Below are 18,629 nucleotides of genomic sequence, written 5' to 3' on the forward strand. Positions count from 1 at the left end.
TACGATTGAGTCCGCTGAAGCGGTGGTCCGAACAAGTTATTTAACAAGCGTTGCAGCCGTGACAGGCGTACAGGCCGGGCCAAGGTTCAGCACGGAGGTACTCACTGTTTTAGGCGTTACCAGACTCATATCAGGCGAACAGACACCAGCTCCTGTCACCGTGATAGTCGTTGGCCCAAAGGCGGCCCCGCTGTAGGTGAGCGGTACATAGAACGTCTGTAGTCCCGTACTGGCCGTGTTGATGGTGTAGGGCGACGGACTGGCCGACATACCTGAGCCACTTACCGTTACCGGGAAGGCTCCCGCAACGGTCACGTTAATTGTCAGTTTCAGAACACCGTTGCCCGCCGTACCGGCTACCAGACCTGTAATCTGTGCAGTGGAGCAGTCGAGCGTACCCACGGCTGCCGGCGCTGTTACCGTCAGGGTGTAGGTTTTCGTTACACACGAAGGCGTGGGTGTACTGCTGTCGCATACTTTGATACAGAAGTAATATACACCGGGTGTAGCTGGTGCGATATAGCTGTAGCTGCCCGTACCGCTGGCAACGGTCAGGTTGGCAGGTGGCAACTGCGTGGCGCCCGCTACTGCCGAACAGGATGGGTTACCTGTATCATTGCTGTATACGTACGGTGCTGTACCACCACTCGGCAATATCTCGGTGGCTGCATTTCCGGAATTCGTCGAGCCGGGGGTTGCTGTCAACGCGGGTGGGTTACTGGCCGTGAGGGGTGCAATCGTATTGATAGCTGTAATCTGCGTAGTAGCAGGCGACGACGTACCATTACTATTGCTGGCTACCGCGCTTAGCGTTTGCGGACCTGCGCTCAGCGTAACGGGACAACTCCATGTGCCGCCTGCCGTAGCCGTTGTCGAGCAGAGCGTAGTTCCCGTCGAGCTGGTCAGTACAACCGTACTTCCTGGTGTGGCTGTACCCGAAACCGTTGGGTTCAGAGCCGTAGTGGTACTATTGGCCGGGCTCACAATCGACACCGTTGGTGGCGCTACGATTGTTGTGCTGGCCGCGTTCGAGTTAACCGTTTTAATACGGAAGCCCGAGAGTACATCCGGCGTTACCTGCGCGATGTTGTTGGCAACGGCATTTACTGTATAGCTGTTTGTGCTGGCCTGTACGGTGAATATAAGCGAGCTACCACCCGCTACATTCAGATTCCGGATAGCCAGTACGGCCGAACCACTATAGGGGGAAGCTGTGGCACTGCCAACGCCTGTTAGCGTACCACCAATGTAGGTCAGTTCGCCCGGCAGCACATCCAGAAAGGTCGTCAGAATGGCCGACCCGGCATTGGGATTCGTAATCGTATAGGTATAGGTCAGCGTACTGTTCTGCGGAGCCGTTGCCTTGTTTACCGTTTTCTGAACGGTCAGGTTGGCATCCGGATCGTTGGCAATCAGCGTTAGTGGTGTTGGCTGAGCCGTTGTACCAGCTACCGTCGGATCATCAGAAAGATACGTTGTTCCGGTACCGTTTGTGACCACATAACTGGCCTGGTTGTTATAGACCCCGGCATTCGAGCCCGTCACCGATGCGTACATATAGTGCGTTCCCGGCGGAACTGTAATGTTCGATGCTGTCAGGGTGTTGGTATTGCCATAATTGTTGACCGAGCCAACCGTCAGTGAGGTTGAATACACAAACGTGCTATCCATCCAGCTCAGGCCACCCGGCAGTACGTCGCTCAGGTTGACCGTTTTGGTGGCGCAGTTGGTATTCTGAATCGTGAACTTGTAGGTAGTCCGTTCGTTAGCTTTTTGCGGATTCGGCGATACCTCTTTGTAGATATATACATTGTCGACCAGCGGAGCTTTCGGCGTGGGCGGGCGGCAGGTTACCGTTACGGGTGAAATCCGAATATCGTTGTAGACGTTGAATCCGTAGGTATTGTCTTTGCGGTATTCAACAAACACTTCCTCGACGGGCTGATCAAAGCTGACATAAATGTTGCCCCAAGCACCCAGATCCCACGGAATATTGGAGCCAATAGCCTGCTGAGCGTCACCCTGGTAGTTCAGTTGCAGCGCATCGAAGGGTGTTGGTTTATACTGGCTCAGCTGGGGCGTAATAGTGTTGCTGCCCTGCTTGCCATAAATCTTCACAATGTCGCGTCCACCAATGTAGCCGTCTACATCATAGACCATGAAGTCAACAGTTTGGGCAGCTACGACCGAGGTCGACGTACCCTGCCGGAACTGCATGCGGGTCGTAATCAGATTGTTTTCGGTACTACTGTTGTCGTTCCGGGGAATAAACAGACCGGAGCCGTCGAATACCGGCCACCAATCGACCGATGGGCGATACAACAGCATATTGCTGCCATCGGTAACGCTGACGCTCATGGTCATGGCCGACGTAGCTGACTGCGACGATGGAATGTAGTTGGGCAGCAACACTTTCTGCTTGGTGCCATAGTCCCATCCGTTCCAGTGGAAGGTCTGCTTGGTTGGCGCTACACACATATTGGCCGGAGCCGTGGTGTTGCCCACAAAGCGGATGTAGCTGGTGGCGTTAGCCGGGAAGTCATACAGCGCCGTCGATACACCATTGGTATAGCTCATGGGCACCGAAGCCAGTAAGCTGGTGAAAGCCGCATCGCTGAACACCTGCATATAAATCGGGAAGGTGGTGTTGAAACCGAAGCCCGACACATCTTCCTGAAGTACTACGGCTGATACGCTACCCGTTTCGGTAACTTTATAAGCCAGGTTCGTGTATTTATCAACCAGAGGTGGGGCCGGGCAACCTGTGGCAGCGGCTGCCGAAAGCGCCGAGGTACCCGTGAGGCCGTTATCACCCAAAACAAGAAACGACTTGTCGGCGGTGAAGCTACCGGGGTTGGTTGCGTTGCTGGCTGCTACTGTACCCGATACACTGATCGTCATTTTAGCTCCGCCGTTACCCGATTTCGATTGCAGCTGGTTCAACTGATCGCAATCGTCACGGCCCACACCAGTTACGTTGGCCGAGTAACTCGACACATCATAAATCGTTGTACCAGAACCAGATAAGTAATTATGTTTGAGCGTTGTGCCGTACTTGATAGCCAGATATGATTCAATCTGGTTAATCTGCGTGGTCGTCATGGAGCCGGTACCGTTGTTGTACCAGATCACCTCCTGAATGTCGCCATCAAAGGCACCAGCCGATGACCAGGTACCGTAGCCGATGAGTAATTTCTCACCAACGGTACCCATGTTTGTCAGCGCAAACGTCTGTGGCGAACCATTCAGCGACATGGTCAGGCCATCATAGCCCGAACTTGTACCGGCCTGCCAGCTCAGCACCGAGCTTTGCCCAGCCGTTACGGCTCCTGTATAGAAGTATTCCTGTGCCCCTGCACTGAACTTATACAGATCCATTCGGCCTGCATTCAGCGAGAAAGCGGGTTCACCCCCAAACAGATCGTCGTTATCAATACCGATCACGTGGCCCGTACCGCTGTTGGTGCTGGGTTTCACGGCAGCGAAAACGGAGATGTTCATCGGTATTTGCGAAGCTGCTGCCTGCGATGCCGCTGTGCCGAGCACCGAGTGCTGGTCGTTGAAATAGTTGGTTGATGAGAACCCGGAGAAATACGGCTGGAAGTTGTGAGCCGCATCCGGTGTCTGCACCGTCATGGTGCCTACTGCCGGTACGTTCCTGCCATTTGGCGACAGGTCGGGCCAGGCGGTGGTAGCAGACCCTATGGTAGCTCCGGCCGCATCGGCTTTCACCCACAATGCCAGATTCGGCACGACGCAACCAGGTGCAAACGATGCCCGTCCAAACGTGAAATATTGTCCATTCGTCAGGTCGACCGTAGTTACCAGGTTGCCATTGCCGTCAGAGGTCATGGCGTATTCGGTGGCCGTACCGCCCGAAAGGGAAGCAGGTGAGCTACCAACCAGCAGATAGGTACCCGTTGTGCTACCCGGTACACTCACCATTACGGTACCGACCGTACCGGTTTCCTGCACTTTCCAAATACGGTTCATCAGGTAAACCGGTGCTGCTACCGTAAAGCTGTGTGGCGTATAGTTGGTTGCGTAGCTATCTGATTGGCCATTGTTGCCCCAGATCATGTATGATTTATCAACCTGAAATACGTTGGCGTTGGCCTCGTTTGTCGTAGCAACCGTACTCAGCCCAATTGCAGGCTGGAAGGTAGCATTGACAGATTGAGATTGCTTCTGATTCAGTCCTTCGAAGTTGTCGAGACCGATACCGGCGATGTCGAAGTTATAGCCTGCATTCGTCGAGGTGTTCCAAACAGTCGATCCATCGGTAGCGAGGTAATTGTAACTATTGGCATTACTGCCGACCAATGCCGTACTTGACCCGCCCTGTCCTATAGTGACACCATATTTGATAGCCAGATAGGTGTTCACCTTCTGCATTTCAGCAGCACTCAGTTCACGGGTGTACTGTATAATTTCGTTGATCGAGCCATTCCAGTATTCAGCCCCACCACTCTGACCAACACTAAAGTATGGGGTGCTGGTCCAGGTGGCATAGTTATTATATACTTTAAGGTTGGTTGCTTCTTTCCATCCGTCCACATACGAGTTGATAACCGCCGTTGATTGAGTTCCCGAAGGAGGAGTCAACGTGGCTGACCCCCAGGTAAAGCCAAGTCCAAATATTTGAGACTGTTGATTCTGTATCCTCGTAAGGGCGGAAAGTGGCTGCAGTCCTGTGTTGGTTGCGGCCCCAATGCCACCACTATTATACATTGTAGCCTGCCCGCCAAACCATTCGCCGGTTCCATCCGTCCAGGGGTTCCAGCCGTTGGGAGCGGCCCCATCTTTCTGCAAATCCATAGCCGGGTTATTACCACTAAGGCCATTACCCAAAATACCTCTCAGGTTAGCACTGCCATAATAAGGGGCGCCCAGATTAGTGGGGTCGTTATCCTGCCCTACGGCTATAAACTGGAACGAAGGTGTATCACCTGACAACAGCGCTGATGTATTGTTCACCATGGTCTGGCCGGCAGACCGCTTAAAGTTGAGCGACTGGTTAAAGTTTACCAGTGCCGTTGTGCTGGTTGCCAGTGTGGGCTGCTGACTGGCGGTAGTCTGCGAAACCGAGTACGGGATAGCCAATACACTGCTCTGCCAGTTTGATACATTATCACCGTCATTCCCGGATAGCACGTCAGCTTTTAACCACATATTCAAGCCTGACGCAACTCCTCCCGGAGCTTTTTGAGCGGCACCAAACGTAAAATATTGACCATTGGCAAAGTCAAATGTTGCCGCCATATAGCCGCTTCCATCGGATGCGAGCAGGATTTCCTGTGTGCTGCCCGAAGGGAAACTGGCTGAACTACTAACCAGCATGCGCTCGGCAAATGACGACACCGGTACCCGAACCGTTACAATTCCCACAGTGCCTGTTTCCTGCACCGTCCAGGTTGCGGCCATACGGTAAAAACCTACACCACCCGCCGGCGTAAAGCTGGTGGGCAAGTATACGGCGGAATAGCTTCGCGGCTGGCCGTTGTCGCCCCAGATTTCGTAGCTCTTGTCGGCAGCGAATGTACCGGCGTTGGCGGCATTGGTAGCAGCCACTGTGCCGAGGCCCATCGTAACCAGATCACCGTTGCTGTAATTATGCACACTCCGGGCCTGTTTCTGATTCAGTCCTTCGGCCACGTCTTTACCGATACCGGCAATGTTGTAACTATAGCCTGAGTTGGTCGTAGCGTTCCAGATCACCGTACCGTCGGTGGCCAGATAGTTAACGTTGTTGGCATTTCGCATCACAGCGCCGTTGCCCTGCCCCAGAGTTACGCCCCACTTCAGGGCCATATACGTATTGATCTTCTGCATTTCCACATCGGAAAGCGTCCGGCTATACGCATAAAACTCGTTGATCTGCCCAATAAAATCCTCGGCTTCACCTGCTCCGTTTGGTCCGAAATAATCTGAGCCAACCGCTAATCGCTGGAAAAAGTGCGTACTGGGCCCAAGTTCGCTGGCCGGGCTCCAGGCGGGTGTGTCTTTATAGCCGTCTGTCCAGGTATAGAACGGGTCCGTTTTAGCCCCGTTCGATGCCATCCCGAAAATCTGGGCCTGTGCCCGCTTGGTACGGGGGTCCTGCGTAGTAAAGTTGGACCCGCTGCTGTAGATGGCGTTGTCGAGAGGTCCGTAAATAGTTCCTTTTCCGCTGTAGCCCGCGTCAGGTACGCCATTAATACTATAGGGTATCCAGCCATTGTAATTCAAGGCGCCCAACAGATAGTCCGACTTGTATACGGAGAAGAAATCCCATGCATCCTCAGAGCTGAACATTGTTCGCCAGCCACCGTTGGGATTGGTATCCTGCGCCAGCCAGCCAAATGTATAGGCCGAGTTATAGGGCATCAACGGATTATCATTGCGGATATATTTCGTTCCGCTGAAATCAACGGAAGGGTTAAAGTTGACCAGCTTGTTCGATGCCCGGTAAACGGGTTGATTAGCGGCTGTTGGCTGAATCAGATCGTAGCTGCTGAGTGACTGGTCGGCCCAGGTGGTAACGTTACCGCCATCGGCAGCGGCAATCCCCGCATCCGCTTTTACCCATACTTCCAGATTAGCGACTACCCCACCCGGAGCAAAGGCGGTTGCGCCAAAAGAAAAATAATCGCCGTTGTTAAAGTTGACCGTGGCCGTCAGGTTGCCGTTGCCATCGGCCGTCAGCGCAATTTCCTGCGTGCTTCCCGGCGTAAATGTCCCGTCGCCACTAACCAAAAGGCGTTCGGCTTTGGTGCTGGCTGGTACGCTGATAGTAACGGTGCCTACGATACCGGTTTCCTGTACTTTCCAGGTGCGCCCCATGCGGTAGAATGAACCGGCCACTACGGGCGAAAATGTGGATGGTGCGTAGCTGGTCGAGTAGCTGGCCGGGGCACCATTGTCGCCCACAAGTTCGTAGCTCAGGTTAGCCGGGAAATTAGTAGTGTTGGCCGCATTGGTAGCCGCGATACCCGTGCCGTTACCAATAGTAACGATAGCGCCGGGCTGCTGCGATTTCGACTGTTTTTGGTTCAGCCCCTCCGTATCGTCACGGCCAATGCCGAAGATACTAAAGTTATAGCCTGTGTTGGTGGATGTATTCCAGAGAACCGTTCCGTCGGTAGCTAAATAAGTGTATCCAGCCGAGTTCAGGCCATCTGCAGTACTGCTGGTTTGCCCTAATGTGGATCCGTATTTCACAGCCAGATACGTCTGTACCTTCTGCATATCGGTATCGCTCAACTGCTGGTCATAAACAATGACTTCCGGTATCAACCCGTTATAGTTTTCGCCACCCGATGAACCGACAAACGTCCAGTTACCAATTTCTGATTGCTGGAAAGCATCGAGTGTAGTCGCTTCTTTATGGCCGTTGAGGTAACTAATGATGTTGTTGGCCGAGTAGTTGATCGTAGCCGACGCGTTGTTAGCCGTTACCCCAACAATATTGGCCTGGGTTGTCGACGAGCCGTTAATACCCGCGACACGGCCACTCCCCCCTGACCATTCGGCTGGAGAGCTGCCCGACATCCAGAGATTCCAGCCATTTGCGCTAATACCATCGGTCTGAAAATCCATGGCAGGATAGTTACCATCGACCCCAAGGCCCATAATACCTCGTACCTCGCCGGCACTAGCCTTCCGGTCAACGCCAACACTGATCAGCGAAAAGGGGGACGTACTGGCAAAAAGCCGGGTGGTATTCCGGAGGTTCATTGCCCCGTTGTACGACACCGCCGGGTTGAAGTTAACCAGGTTACTAGCGGTGCTGTTATAAAACACAGGCGGTGTGTAGCCCGTTGAAGACAGGGCATAAGTCCCGACTGCTGAGTTACTCCAGGCCGTTACATTCCCTCCGTTGCTCACGCCGGTTATAGCATCTGCTTTCAGCCATAATTTCAAATTAGTTGACACGCCCCCCGGACTCTGCGCCTGCAGTTGTGTAGCCCCCAGCCAGCCAGCCATGAGCATGAGCGCGGTATTGATCCGAAGCGCAGAAAGTCTGACGGGAATCAGCCGGTTTGGTTTTCCGGAGCGTGCACAGGCTTCAGCGAAATCTTTAGATACTGATAGCCCAGCCAGCCGTGCAGCTATAAGGCTGAAGCGCAACAAACAAACCCCCAATTGGCGGAAGTTGCTAGCTGACTTATTCTGAAGAACGTAAATTTCACTCATACTATATTGGAGGTTTGCAGACTAGTAGGAATAGTGTGAAGATGGACGGTTGGGTATCGCACTGGTAATGAGGATAGTACCAGCCTGGCATGATAAGCCGGGAGGACTCTTATAAACCGGGTAAATCAATTCGAACAGACGGTTTATCAGCAGCTGTATGCCCAGAGAATGAGTAGTGGTAGCAGACCCGGTGGAGCCTGAATTTGACAGGAAATCAATATAGGCACGACTATTGCAGGGGACGGTAGATAGTACTTTATTTTGGATGAATACTCCTAACTGCATAGCCAGCCCCGGCCTATTGGCCACGCCATTTTCCATAAACAGACCGTGGAAAATCCTATTAAACGTATATACTAGTCGTTCCATACCTTTGGATGTTACTACCTGATTGCCACTCTTACCTACAGGAGCTGATAAACAGCTTTGTATAAGAGTGGCATCACGCTTGTAACTTATTTGCTATTTTAATTTACACGAAATGGTTACTTATCAGCCAAAAATCAGATTTGATAAAGAAGTTGTGCCCATAGGAAGCAACCAAGGTTCAGTAACATTAAATAGACATTTTGGATGCCAAGATTAACTCTTTACTATGTAAAATCTGACGTAATAACTATTTACGCTTATCTATCAACACTATATCTATATATATTTATAGTCTATCCCTACGAATGAATTGGTAATAAATAATTTTTTACACACAATTTATTTATATACATAAAATAGCCGTTTATTTACACCAACAGTCGTATTATTAAATAAAATGTCTATTTAGTTAATCCTTTTTTCACCGTTTGTAAGTCACTCTATATAAACTGGTATGAACTTCGCTCTATAGTTTTTCAGTGAAAAACTCACTTTAGATGATTTTATTTACATGCTTGGTTGCTGTTGATTGATTTACCCCGGAAGTGTATCATGCTTAAGAACTACAAAGTCCTCATTGTAGAAGAGGATATGTCAATTGTTGACCAGCTGAATGACTTTCTGCAGGAAACAAAGTTGAATTGGACTGTTTACCACGCGAAGAATTGTTTACAGGCAATGTTAATCCTGCAGCAGGAGTTTATTGATCTATTGCTTCTGGATCTTGTGCTGCCGGGTATGTCTGGGTTCGAACTGCTGGGTATGTTTCCGCTCCATCCGCCAACAATTGTTTTAGCTGAGCACGCAGAGTATGGGGCCGAAAGCTATAACTATGATGTTAAAGATTATCTGCTAAAACCCCTTACCTATACACGTTTCGTTTACGCATTACGTAGAGCGTTAAATCAAACCAGTTCTTTTTTTGCTTCCACCATGGCCCTGCCAACGCCCGTAGCGGTTGTGCAGCCTCAGGCAACTCCTGTATCTAAAACAGGTGCCCCACAGCCTCAAAAACACATCTTCCTTAGAAAAGGGCGTAAAATTGAGCGTTTTACGATTGACGACATTTTCTACATTGAAGCCAATGCATTCCATTCCCATATCGAAACGAAAGATGGAGCAGCCATTGTCAATGAAAAGATTTCGATCCTGGAACAGCAGTTAACGGGCTCCAATTTTCTTCGTGTACACAAATCATTCATGGTTAACATTGAACAAGTCAATAGTTATAACGCATCAAGTTTGTGGTGTGGCCCGCATAAAATTCCCATTGGGGTAACCTTCAGAAAGCGGGTATATGCCCGATTACAATCCCTCAACTATGTGTCAAAAAGCTGATCGGCCACGAAGTAGACTTGCAGATACTGAAAAAAATTAACAGTTGGCCAACCCACCAGCTATCGCAAGCTCAGTTTCTCAGCAAACTCGCCCATTGTACTAAACTCGCCGAGCGGCTTGAGGTAACGCAGTAGATTTTCGACCCGATCCAGCAATTCATCTTTTGAGTGCCGGCGTACATAAGCCGGAATTTTCTCATAGCCCGACAGGTCCGTAAACTCCCAGGGGTGAACGTAGAGGTTCAGGAAACCATCGGCCCGCAGCGTTTGGCGGCAGAGATGTTTGTAATAGGCAAAGGGGAAGTTTTTCAGGCTTAACCAGAACAGCGGCAGGCGAAGCGTGGGCGTTACCGAAGCGGGAATCTGCCAGACACCCAACTCGCGGAATGGGTGACGGGGTTCGCCCCAGTGGTTATAGCGACCGGGGAGCCAGGTCGGATGAAGGGATGAATTATACTGGTAGCCTGCCTGTTGCAGGTCATTTGGGTCGACATACCCCATACGCGCCCGGCGAAAACCCGTTACAGGCCGTTCCAGTAAGGTTTCCAGCGCGAGCCGGGATTTCAGTAAATCGGCGGGTTCGAAGGTGGTATGAAAATAGCCGTGCGACGCGATCTCATGCTTTTGAGCCAGATTCTTGATCAAATCCGGTTCATGAAGGGCGTAATTGGCCGTTGTGAACAGCGTGGTGCGGGCACCAACGGCGGCAAAACGATCGGCTAACCCTATTAATCCACGAGTTGAAACAGCCACTTGTTCGCTTAACGGAATATGGTGACCGAATTCAACGGCGGTATCAAACTCTTCTACGTCAACGGTGAATAAAATACTTCCTGGGTTGGGGCTTGCCATACAGTTACACTCTCCTCGATATCACTTGTGTCGCCGATAATATAAGCAGGGCGGCCTTTGACTTCCACGAACGTTTTGCCCAAATATACGCCGATGATGCCAATCATAATGAACTGCGCACCGCCAATAAGAACCATTAACAACACCAGTGTTGTCCAGCCCGATACAGTGGCATTCGTAAAATAATGTTCATACAAGGCTTCGGCACCAAACAGAGAGGCTAGGAAAAACATACCGAAACCAAGCAGTACCGACATATACAAGGGACGCGTAGAAAAGGACGTAATGCCCATTGCGGCCAGATGAAGCATTTTGCGGAACGAGTATTTTGACCGACCGGCATAGCGGGCGGCAGGTTCATATAGGATACGGCATTGCCGGAAACCTACCCACGAAATAGCTCCCCGCAAAAAGAGATCGTTTTCTTTAAACTGCTTAAGTGTGTTTACCACTTTCCGGTCAAGAAGCCGGAAATCGGCGGCACCATCTTCAATGTCCAGATTAGAAACATGGCGAAGCAGCTTATAAAAATATTTGGACGTTGTGCGTTTGAACAACGACAGTTTAGGATCTGGTTTCCGAACAGTGTACACGACTTCATAGCCTTCACGCCATTTGTCGATCAGGGCTGGAATCAGTTCAGGCGGATGCTGCAAATCGGCATCAAGGCAGATGACTGCGTCGCCAAGGGCATTATCATAACCAGCCCGTAAGGCCATTTGATGCCCAAAATTCCGGGAAAACGAAATAAACCGAACAACAGGATACATCCCGCTCAGTTGCCGAAGTACGTGGCGGGTCTGGTCGGAACTACCGTCGTCAACAATCAGAATTTCGTATGAATTATACTGATTCATAACGGCCATTAGCCGATGAACCAGTACAGACAAATTTTCTTCTTCGTTGAAAGCCGGTACGACTAAACTAATCATACCTGAATGAAATTGCATGTTATGGCTATAGTCAAGGTTCGTTACGGACGAATTCCTCCATTTTGGCCACTAAACTAAGTAGTAATACTTAATATATTGATACTAAATCAGTATATTTTAATTCTATTCTAATCGGAATTTCCTTTTTTTTACTACAAGTGTATATAGTATAAATTTATATATATTAAAACATATAACTAATTTCATTCGACAGGCTGAACCAATGATAGTCGGGCGGCTTCCAGATCCAGTTCCTGTTCAAGTTTGCGAAGTACGTCATCGTCCAGCAAACTATCCCGGCGTTGTTCGTTCAGTACCGTTCGTTCTATTGAAAGCAATTCTAACTGAAGTCGGATTGCCTGTTGATACAGTTCGGCGGGACGCTCGGCTGTTGTATTGGCCCGAATCATTCCATTGAGTTCATTGATCCGCAACTCATACGTATTTTTCACGTAGCTCAGCACATCGTCGTGAACTGTGCCCGCCGAATGATTCGCTTCCAGATGCGTAATGGCCTGTTGCGCCATTTTCCGGCGCAATCGGCGTTCCTCCTGTTTTCCATCAACCACCTCCCGTACCTTTAACTCATCAATTAATACGGGTAATGTCAGGCCTTGCAATACCAGTGTGCAAAAAATAACGCCGAATGTAATGAACAAAATTAAGTCGCGGCCCGGAAACGGCTCGCCGTTTGGTAGCGTGAGCGGCAGAGCAAGCGCACCCGCCAGCGATACCACGCCCCGCATGCCCGCCCAACTTATCACACTCACTTGTTGCCAGGTTGGTTTGGCTTCCCGTTTCCGAATCCCTTTACTTAGCCATCGAGGTACATAAGCGCCCGGAAAAACCCAGACGATCCGGCAAATAATGGCGACCGCACTAATCAACCCGGCATAGGTAACCGCCTGTGGAAGTGTATACCCATTCAATTCCGACACGATGGTTGGCAGTTGAAGGCCAATAAGGATAAATACCAGTCCGTTCAGCAAAAAGACGACGACAGCCCAAACGGAATTGGTTTGTAATCGACTTTGATAGGTAAACACGCTGTTGCTTAGTGCAGAGATATACAGGCCCGCTGTCACGACAACCAACACGCCCGAAATATCAAGCTCTTCGGCAATCAGATAAGACCCATACGGAATCAACAGGGTTAGGGCGGTGTTGGTAACCGTATCTTTACTGATGGCGCGATGTACCCGAAGCATGACCCAGCCAATAACCAATCCCAGGGCCACACTGGCCAGTGCAATACCAACAAACTCAAGACCGGCTTCCCATAACACAAACTGACTGGTTAAAATGGCCACCAGTCCATAGCGATAAATAATCAGGCTGGTGGCGTCGTTTACGAGACTTTCGCCTTCCAGCACAGTGGTTATCCGCTTCGGAATACTCAGCCCCCTGGTAACTGATGACGCAGCGACGGCGTCAGGGGGAGCAATAATAGCGCCCAGCAAATACCCTTGCGACCAGGAGAAGCCCGGAATCCACATATGGGCCACTACGGCCACGACCGTTGAGGTAAACAGCACCAGACCAACCGCCAGAAACGATACCGAACGACTATAGAGCTTTAACTCAACATTATCAATTTGCCAGGCAGAAGCGTATAGTAATGGGGGTAGAAAAATCAGGAAAACAACATCAGGCGACAGGATAACGGGCGGCAAACCGGGTATCCACCCAATCAACAGGCCGGTTATGACCAGTAAGATCGGGTATGAGATACGCAGTCTACGGGCAATGACTGCCAGTAAGGTTGTTACACCAAGCAAACCGGTTATGATTTCGATTGATTGCATAGGCTGAATAGAATTTCAAGTTGAGTAGTGACGTGCCGGTTTTTTTTGCAATAACTTTGTTAACGACCCTCTTCATTAATACTGCTGACTAACGAATCCACAATGAACACCAAAAACCGACGACTTTTCAATCAAACAGCGAAAGAGAGCCAATTAGTTGAGCAGGAAGTACGACGTGATGACATCGGTTTCGGCACCAAGTTAACGGATTCCCATTCCCGACTCATCAATCAGGACGGGAGTTTTAATATTGTTCGTGTTAACGGCACTTTATGGGATCGGCTGAATATTTACAACCGGCTTATTACCATGAGCTGGGTACAGTTTTTGAGCTGGCTCATGATTTTTTATGTGACAGCGAATACCTTATTCGCGGGCATTTACATGCTGGCCGATCCGGGAATGCTTAAAGCCGCCGATGAGAAGGAAATCTACGGCCCCTTCTGGAAATGCTTTTTCTTTAGCTCACAAACGCTCACCACGGTTGGCTATGGCCACATTTCGCCGGATAGCTTTCTCACCAGTTCCATTGCGGCTTTTGAATCCATGATGGGATTGCTGGCTTTTGCGCTGGCAACGGGCTTGCTCTACGGGCGGTTTTCGCGACCTATAGCTCATATCCGTTTTTCGAAACAAGCCGTATTCGCGCCCTATCTTGACGTAAACGCCTGGATGTTCCGCATCATCAACTGCCGCGCCAATCAGCTCATCAATCTGGAAGTCTCTGTATCAATGTCGCGGCTGGAACCCAAACCCGATGGCACATTGTCGCGCAAATATTACGGCCTTACACTCGAACGCAATAAAGTCTCCTTCTTTCCAACAAACTGGACACTAGTTCATCCAATTACCGACAAAAGCCCGCTGTATGGCTGTACACCCGAAGACCTTGAGCAATCGGACACAGAGTTCCTGGTTTCTGTTCAGGCCCTGGATGACACATTCGTGCAGAGTGTCCATAGTCGTTTCTCATACCGATACGACGAAGTGCTCTGGGGCCGGAAATTCCGACCTATGTTTGATGGAAAGCAACAAACACAAGTAGTAAAAATCGACCTGAATCAACTCGACGACACTGAAGATGCCGAGTTAAATTGAGGAACAGGATTCGGTTTACGGTTTTTGGTGTTCGGTTGGCTCAGCCGAGTGACGACGGCGAATACCAAGAACCGTAATCCAAAAACCGTAAACCCGTATAAACCATAAACCAACTACCGTAACGTGATTTTACCCCCTTTTTTATCCCCCGGCGATACGGTCGGTGTGGTGGCTCCGGCCAGTTGGTTTCCGTATGATGAACTGGCCGAAGGGCTGCATATTCTGCGCGACCGCTGGCAGCTTAACGTAATCGAAGGCGATAGTTTACATGCGATCGACGGCCCGTTTGCCGGTTCCGATGATCTTCGTCGGGCCGATATTCAACGCCTTTTGGACGACCCCACTGTACGGGCGATCTTCGCGGCACGGGGCGGCTATGGCTGCTACCGCATTGCCGATGGTCTGGACGTATCAGGCTTGCAGGCCAACCCAAAATGGTTCGTCGGCTTTAGCGATGTTACAGTGTTACTGAGCTTGATGACCAATCATGGACTTGTGAGTCTGCATGGTCTCATGCCAAGACAATTTGGTGATCCCGACCGGGCCGAATCGCTCGAATCGGTACGGCAATGGCTATTTGGCGAGTTGCCCACCGACTATACCGTTCCGGCGCATTACCTTAACCGACAGGGGCAAGCCTTGGGTCAACTGATAGGCGGCAATTTAACCTTACTGATCAACTCCCTCGGCACCCCCACCGACCTTGACTTCAACGGCAAAATCCTGTTCATTGAAGATATTGACGAAACGCTTTTCTCCCTCGACCGGATGATGACGCAACTTCACCGGGCCGGACGGCTGGCCAGCCTGGCGGGTCTGGTGGTGGGGCAGTTTACGGATATGCGAGCCAACCTGTCGCTGCCCTTCGGCAAAGATTCGTACGAGATTATTGCCGATGCTGTTTCTGACTATGATTATCCTGTTTTGTTCAATTTCCCCGCCGGGCATGTCGACTATAACTTAGCCCTGCCTATTGGCAAAGTGGTTAAATTGGTGGTACAAACAGAAGAAGCAAGAATTGACTTTTAATCCCAACTGATCATGTCTGTCCTTTTTTCTGATGCGGTGATTTGGATTACCGGTGCTTCGTCGGGCATTGGCGAAGCCGTTGCGATGGAATTGGCCCAGCATACAGGCGTTCGACTGGTGTTATCGGCCCGACGGGTCGATGAACTGGAGCGAGTGGCCCAACAAACACAACTTCCTGCCGCTCATGTGCTGGTGCTGCCAATGGACATGAGCAATATAGAAAGCCTGCCCGATTGTGTTGAAGCTGTGCGCCAGCGATTTGGGCGTATTGATTACGTATTCCAAAACGCGGGCATCACGCAGCGAAGCGCCGTTGTCGACACCGACTTTTCGGTTTACAAGCGCATCATGGATGTCAATTTCTTTGGTGTTGTTGCCCTCACGAAAGCCATTTTACCCATTATGCTGGCACAACAGAAGGGATATTTTATAGTAACAAGCAGCGTTGCGGGGAAATTAGCTACCAAACAGCGGTCGGGTTATTGTGCCAGCAAGCATGCGCTACACGGCTTTTTCGATTCTCTCCGGGCCGAAACCCACGCTGCCGGTTTGCGGGTGACGCTCGTTTGTCCGGGCTACATTCGCACCGCTATTTCTGTAAATGCTATGGGAGCCGATGGTCAGCCTCATGGCAAAATGGATGCGAATCAGGAAGAAGGCATGACGGCCCGGGCGTTTGCCAAACGGCTTCTGCGGTCCGTGGTTCAGGAAAAAGAGGAAGTGTACATAGGAGGCAAAGAGACCTATGCCATTTACCTCAAGCGATTTTTACCCGGCTTGCTGTCCCGCATTTTGCGAAACCGGGAAGGGGTTTAGTTAATGGGATAAAGCAGCGCGGGTGGAAACCCGCGATCGGTATAGCTTACTATTGCTACCAATCGCGGGTTTCCACCCGCCTTACTGCGCCTAAAGATTACTTCCCGCTAGCCGTAAGCTCTTTAATGGCAACGCCTTTGCTGGCAAACTCCATATAATCGGTTGTCAAGCGGCAAAGTGATTTCATACCCAATACAAAACAGCTTTCGTCGATCTGGAAATCGGGGGTGTGGTGCGGAGCGGCTTCCTCTACTTTTTTACCCTTCGTCATACCACCCAGGAAATAGAAAAAGCCCGGTACTTTTTGCTGGTAGAACGAGAAATCTTCGGCCCCTGTCTGAGCGGGCGTCAGCTTTACATTACCCTTACCGGCTACTGCTTCGAGCGAAGCTTCCATCTGGTCGGTTAGCTTTGGATCGTTGTAGGTAACCGGGTACATAATATTGATCTTCACATCGGCTTTAGCGCCTGCGCTTTCGGCAATGTTCGTCGCGACTTCGTTAATACGCCGATGAATCAGTTGCTGTGTTTCGGGGCTGAACGTACGGATGGTGCCAATCATGTTCGCTTCTTCCGGGATAATATTCTGCCGAATACCACTGTGAAAAGCGCCTACCGTGACAACGGCGGCATTGTCGGTAAGAACGACATTCCGGCTCACGATAGTTTGCAGCCCCATAATTACCTGCGCGGAGGTCACAATTGGATCAACGCCCGACCAGGGAGCTGCGCCGTGTGTTTGCTTCCCTTTAATTTTTATAGCATACTCATCCACGGCGGCCATAGTGGCGCCGGGCCGGTATTTAATTGTCCCTACTTCGGTTTGGGAGTTGATGTGCAAGCCGAAAATGGCATCTACTTTAGGATTTTCGAGAACTCCTTCTTTCACCATTAATTTAGCTCCACCTTCTTCACCAGCCGGTGCGCCTTCTTCGGCAGGCTGAAAGATGAACTTAACGGTGCCGCGCAGGTCACTTTTAACCGACGCCAGTATCTCGGCGGCTCCCATAAGCATAGCTACATGCGTATCGTGTCCGCAGGCATGCATGATACCTGTTTGCTGGCCGTTGTATTCGGTGTGTGCTTCGGATTTAAAGGGCAGGTCAGCACGCTCGGTAACGGGCAGCCCATCCATATCGGCACGAAGGGCAACGACCGGACCCGGTTTTCCGCCTTTCAAAAGGCCAACGACGCCCGTTTTGCCAACGCCTGTTTTAACTTCCATGCCCAGTGACTGCAGATGAGCCGCAATCTTGGCGGCTGTCTGAAACTCGCGGTTACCCAGTTCAGGATGCTGGTGAAAATCCCGGCGCCAGGCAACGACCTTTTTTTCGAGACTTTCGGCGGTTTTGTCCATTCGGGCATTAAGCGTCGATGATTGAGCGAAAATGGCCTGGGAGGCTATTAACCCCATTGCCAACGTGCTGGCGCAGTTAAATAATTTATTCATCAAGGTGGCTACTTTTTGTTCAAAGTGTATTTAGAAGGCAATTTACGAGTTAATCCGTAGAGAATATTGCATCGTCCCACTTCTTAGCCATTTTCAGTAGACCGATTGCCATTTTTACAAAATAATCATAACATTTCCTTGGTTAAGCTTATTGAGTTAAGAAAAGCATACTGACGAAAAATAATGGACAGGTAACTAAGCTGCCACAGGTTATAAGATTCAAAAACCATACGACTGGCCTTACAATATATTATTTGGTTTGAGGAGAAAACATGAAAATGAATTAATTGTGGAATAGACTTAATTAAGTGAGCAAGAAAAAGTTGAATAACGATTTTCGTCTATACGATTAACTAACATAGCTTTTTATCTATAAATTATTTTGATTTCATAAAATCGCTCATCAAAATTCAAAATTTTGTTTTGATATAACTTATTATACATAATAAATATATTTTTAATTATGTATAAATGACAATCAACATAGTAAGCCTCTCAATATTACAAAATACATACTGCTATTTATTTTCCTTTTATATGAACAATTATCATAAACATATAGTTACGAAATTTTCATTAGTAACTAATTGATTTTCAAATACCTAACCTATAGTAAATTATTTTAATAAAATTGAGTATATAAGAAATTCCATCTGAATATGCATTTTATTTTTCAGAACAATATATTGTTTACACAGAATTTCAATTATTCCCTGCAGCACGAAATCAATCAGCCAATTCTTACTTTTTTATAAGTACTGATTAA

At 49.6% G+C, this 18,629-nt stretch carries 10 protein-coding genes; 4 read left to right on the plus strand and 6 right to left on the minus strand.

Translation table 11 applies throughout. The features are described from left to right. Nucleotides 1–36: 36 nt before the first annotated feature. Nucleotides 37–8,175 (minus strand): Ig-like domain-containing protein, encoded by an 8,139-nt coding sequence (locus tag CWM47_RS33005; protein ID WP_100992792.1) that lies wholly within the window; start codon nucleotides 8,173–8,175, stop codon nucleotides 37–39. Between the two features lie 21 nt (nucleotides 8,176–8,196). Continuing rightward, nucleotides 8,197–8,544, minus strand: a complete 348-nt coding sequence (locus CWM47_RS38460; protein ID WP_157816127.1) for a hypothetical protein — start codon at nucleotides 8,542–8,544, stop codon at nucleotides 8,197–8,199. A 552-nt stretch (nucleotides 8,545–9,096) separates the two neighbouring features. Here CWM47_RS38460 and CWM47_RS33010 point away from each other — a divergent pair. Next, nucleotides 9,097–9,882: a LytR/AlgR family response regulator transcription factor gene (locus tag CWM47_RS33010; RefSeq protein WP_100992793.1), complete on the plus strand. Its 786-nt coding sequence runs from the start codon at nucleotides 9,097–9,099 to the stop codon at nucleotides 9,880–9,882. Nucleotides 9,883–9,941: 59 nt separating this feature from the next. Here the strand turns inward: CWM47_RS33010 and CWM47_RS33015 are convergent, their stop codons facing one another. From CWM47_RS33015 to CWM47_RS33025, 3 genes are all read right to left on the minus strand, one after another. Continuing rightward, nucleotides 9,942–10,733 (minus strand): polysaccharide deacetylase family protein, encoded by a 792-nt coding sequence (locus CWM47_RS33015; RefSeq protein ID WP_100992794.1) that lies wholly within the window; start codon nucleotides 10,731–10,733, stop codon nucleotides 9,942–9,944. Next, nucleotides 10,688–11,683, minus strand: coding sequence for a glycosyltransferase family 2 protein (locus CWM47_RS33020; RefSeq protein ID WP_100992795.1), 996 nt, complete (start codon nucleotides 11,681–11,683; stop codon nucleotides 10,688–10,690). The genes CWM47_RS33015 and CWM47_RS33020 overlap by 46 nt, the downstream gene beginning before the upstream one ends. 185 nt (nucleotides 11,684–11,868) lie before the next feature. Continuing rightward, nucleotides 11,869–13,470, minus strand: a complete 1,602-nt coding sequence (locus tag CWM47_RS33025; protein ID WP_100992796.1) for a Na+/H+ antiporter — start codon at nucleotides 13,468–13,470, stop codon at nucleotides 11,869–11,871. Between the two features lie 102 nt (nucleotides 13,471–13,572). On the opposite strand from CWM47_RS33025, the gene CWM47_RS33030 reads away from it, so the two are divergent. The 3 genes from CWM47_RS33030 to CWM47_RS33040 all read left to right on the plus strand — a co-directional run bounded on the left by CWM47_RS33030 (nucleotide 13,573) and on the right by CWM47_RS33040 (nucleotide 16,413). Then, nucleotides 13,573–14,568, plus strand: a complete 996-nt coding sequence (locus CWM47_RS33030) for an ion channel (protein WP_100992797.1) — start codon at nucleotides 13,573–13,575, stop codon at nucleotides 14,566–14,568. 123 nt (nucleotides 14,569–14,691) lie between these two features. Next, entirely contained in the window at nucleotides 14,692–15,597 is a 906-nt protein-coding gene (locus tag CWM47_RS33035; RefSeq protein WP_100992798.1) for a S66 peptidase family protein, read from the plus strand. A gap of 12 nt (nucleotides 15,598–15,609) precedes the next feature. Further along, a complete protein-coding gene (locus CWM47_RS33040) occupies nucleotides 15,610–16,413 on the plus strand; it encodes an SDR family oxidoreductase (protein WP_100992799.1) in 804 nt (267 codons plus the stop codon). A gap of 97 nt (nucleotides 16,414–16,510) precedes the next feature. Here the strand turns inward: CWM47_RS33040 and CWM47_RS33045 are convergent, their stop codons facing one another. After that, nucleotides 16,511–17,863 (minus strand): amidohydrolase, encoded by a 1,353-nt coding sequence (locus tag CWM47_RS33045; protein ID WP_100992800.1) that lies wholly within the window; start codon nucleotides 17,861–17,863, stop codon nucleotides 16,511–16,513. Between the last annotated feature and the right edge of the window lie 766 nt (nucleotides 17,864–18,629).

Source organism: Spirosoma pollinicola (genome assembly GCF_002831565.1).
In the GTDB taxonomy this organism is placed as follows: domain Bacteria; phylum Bacteroidota; class Bacteroidia; order Cytophagales; family Spirosomataceae; genus Spirosoma; species Spirosoma pollinicola.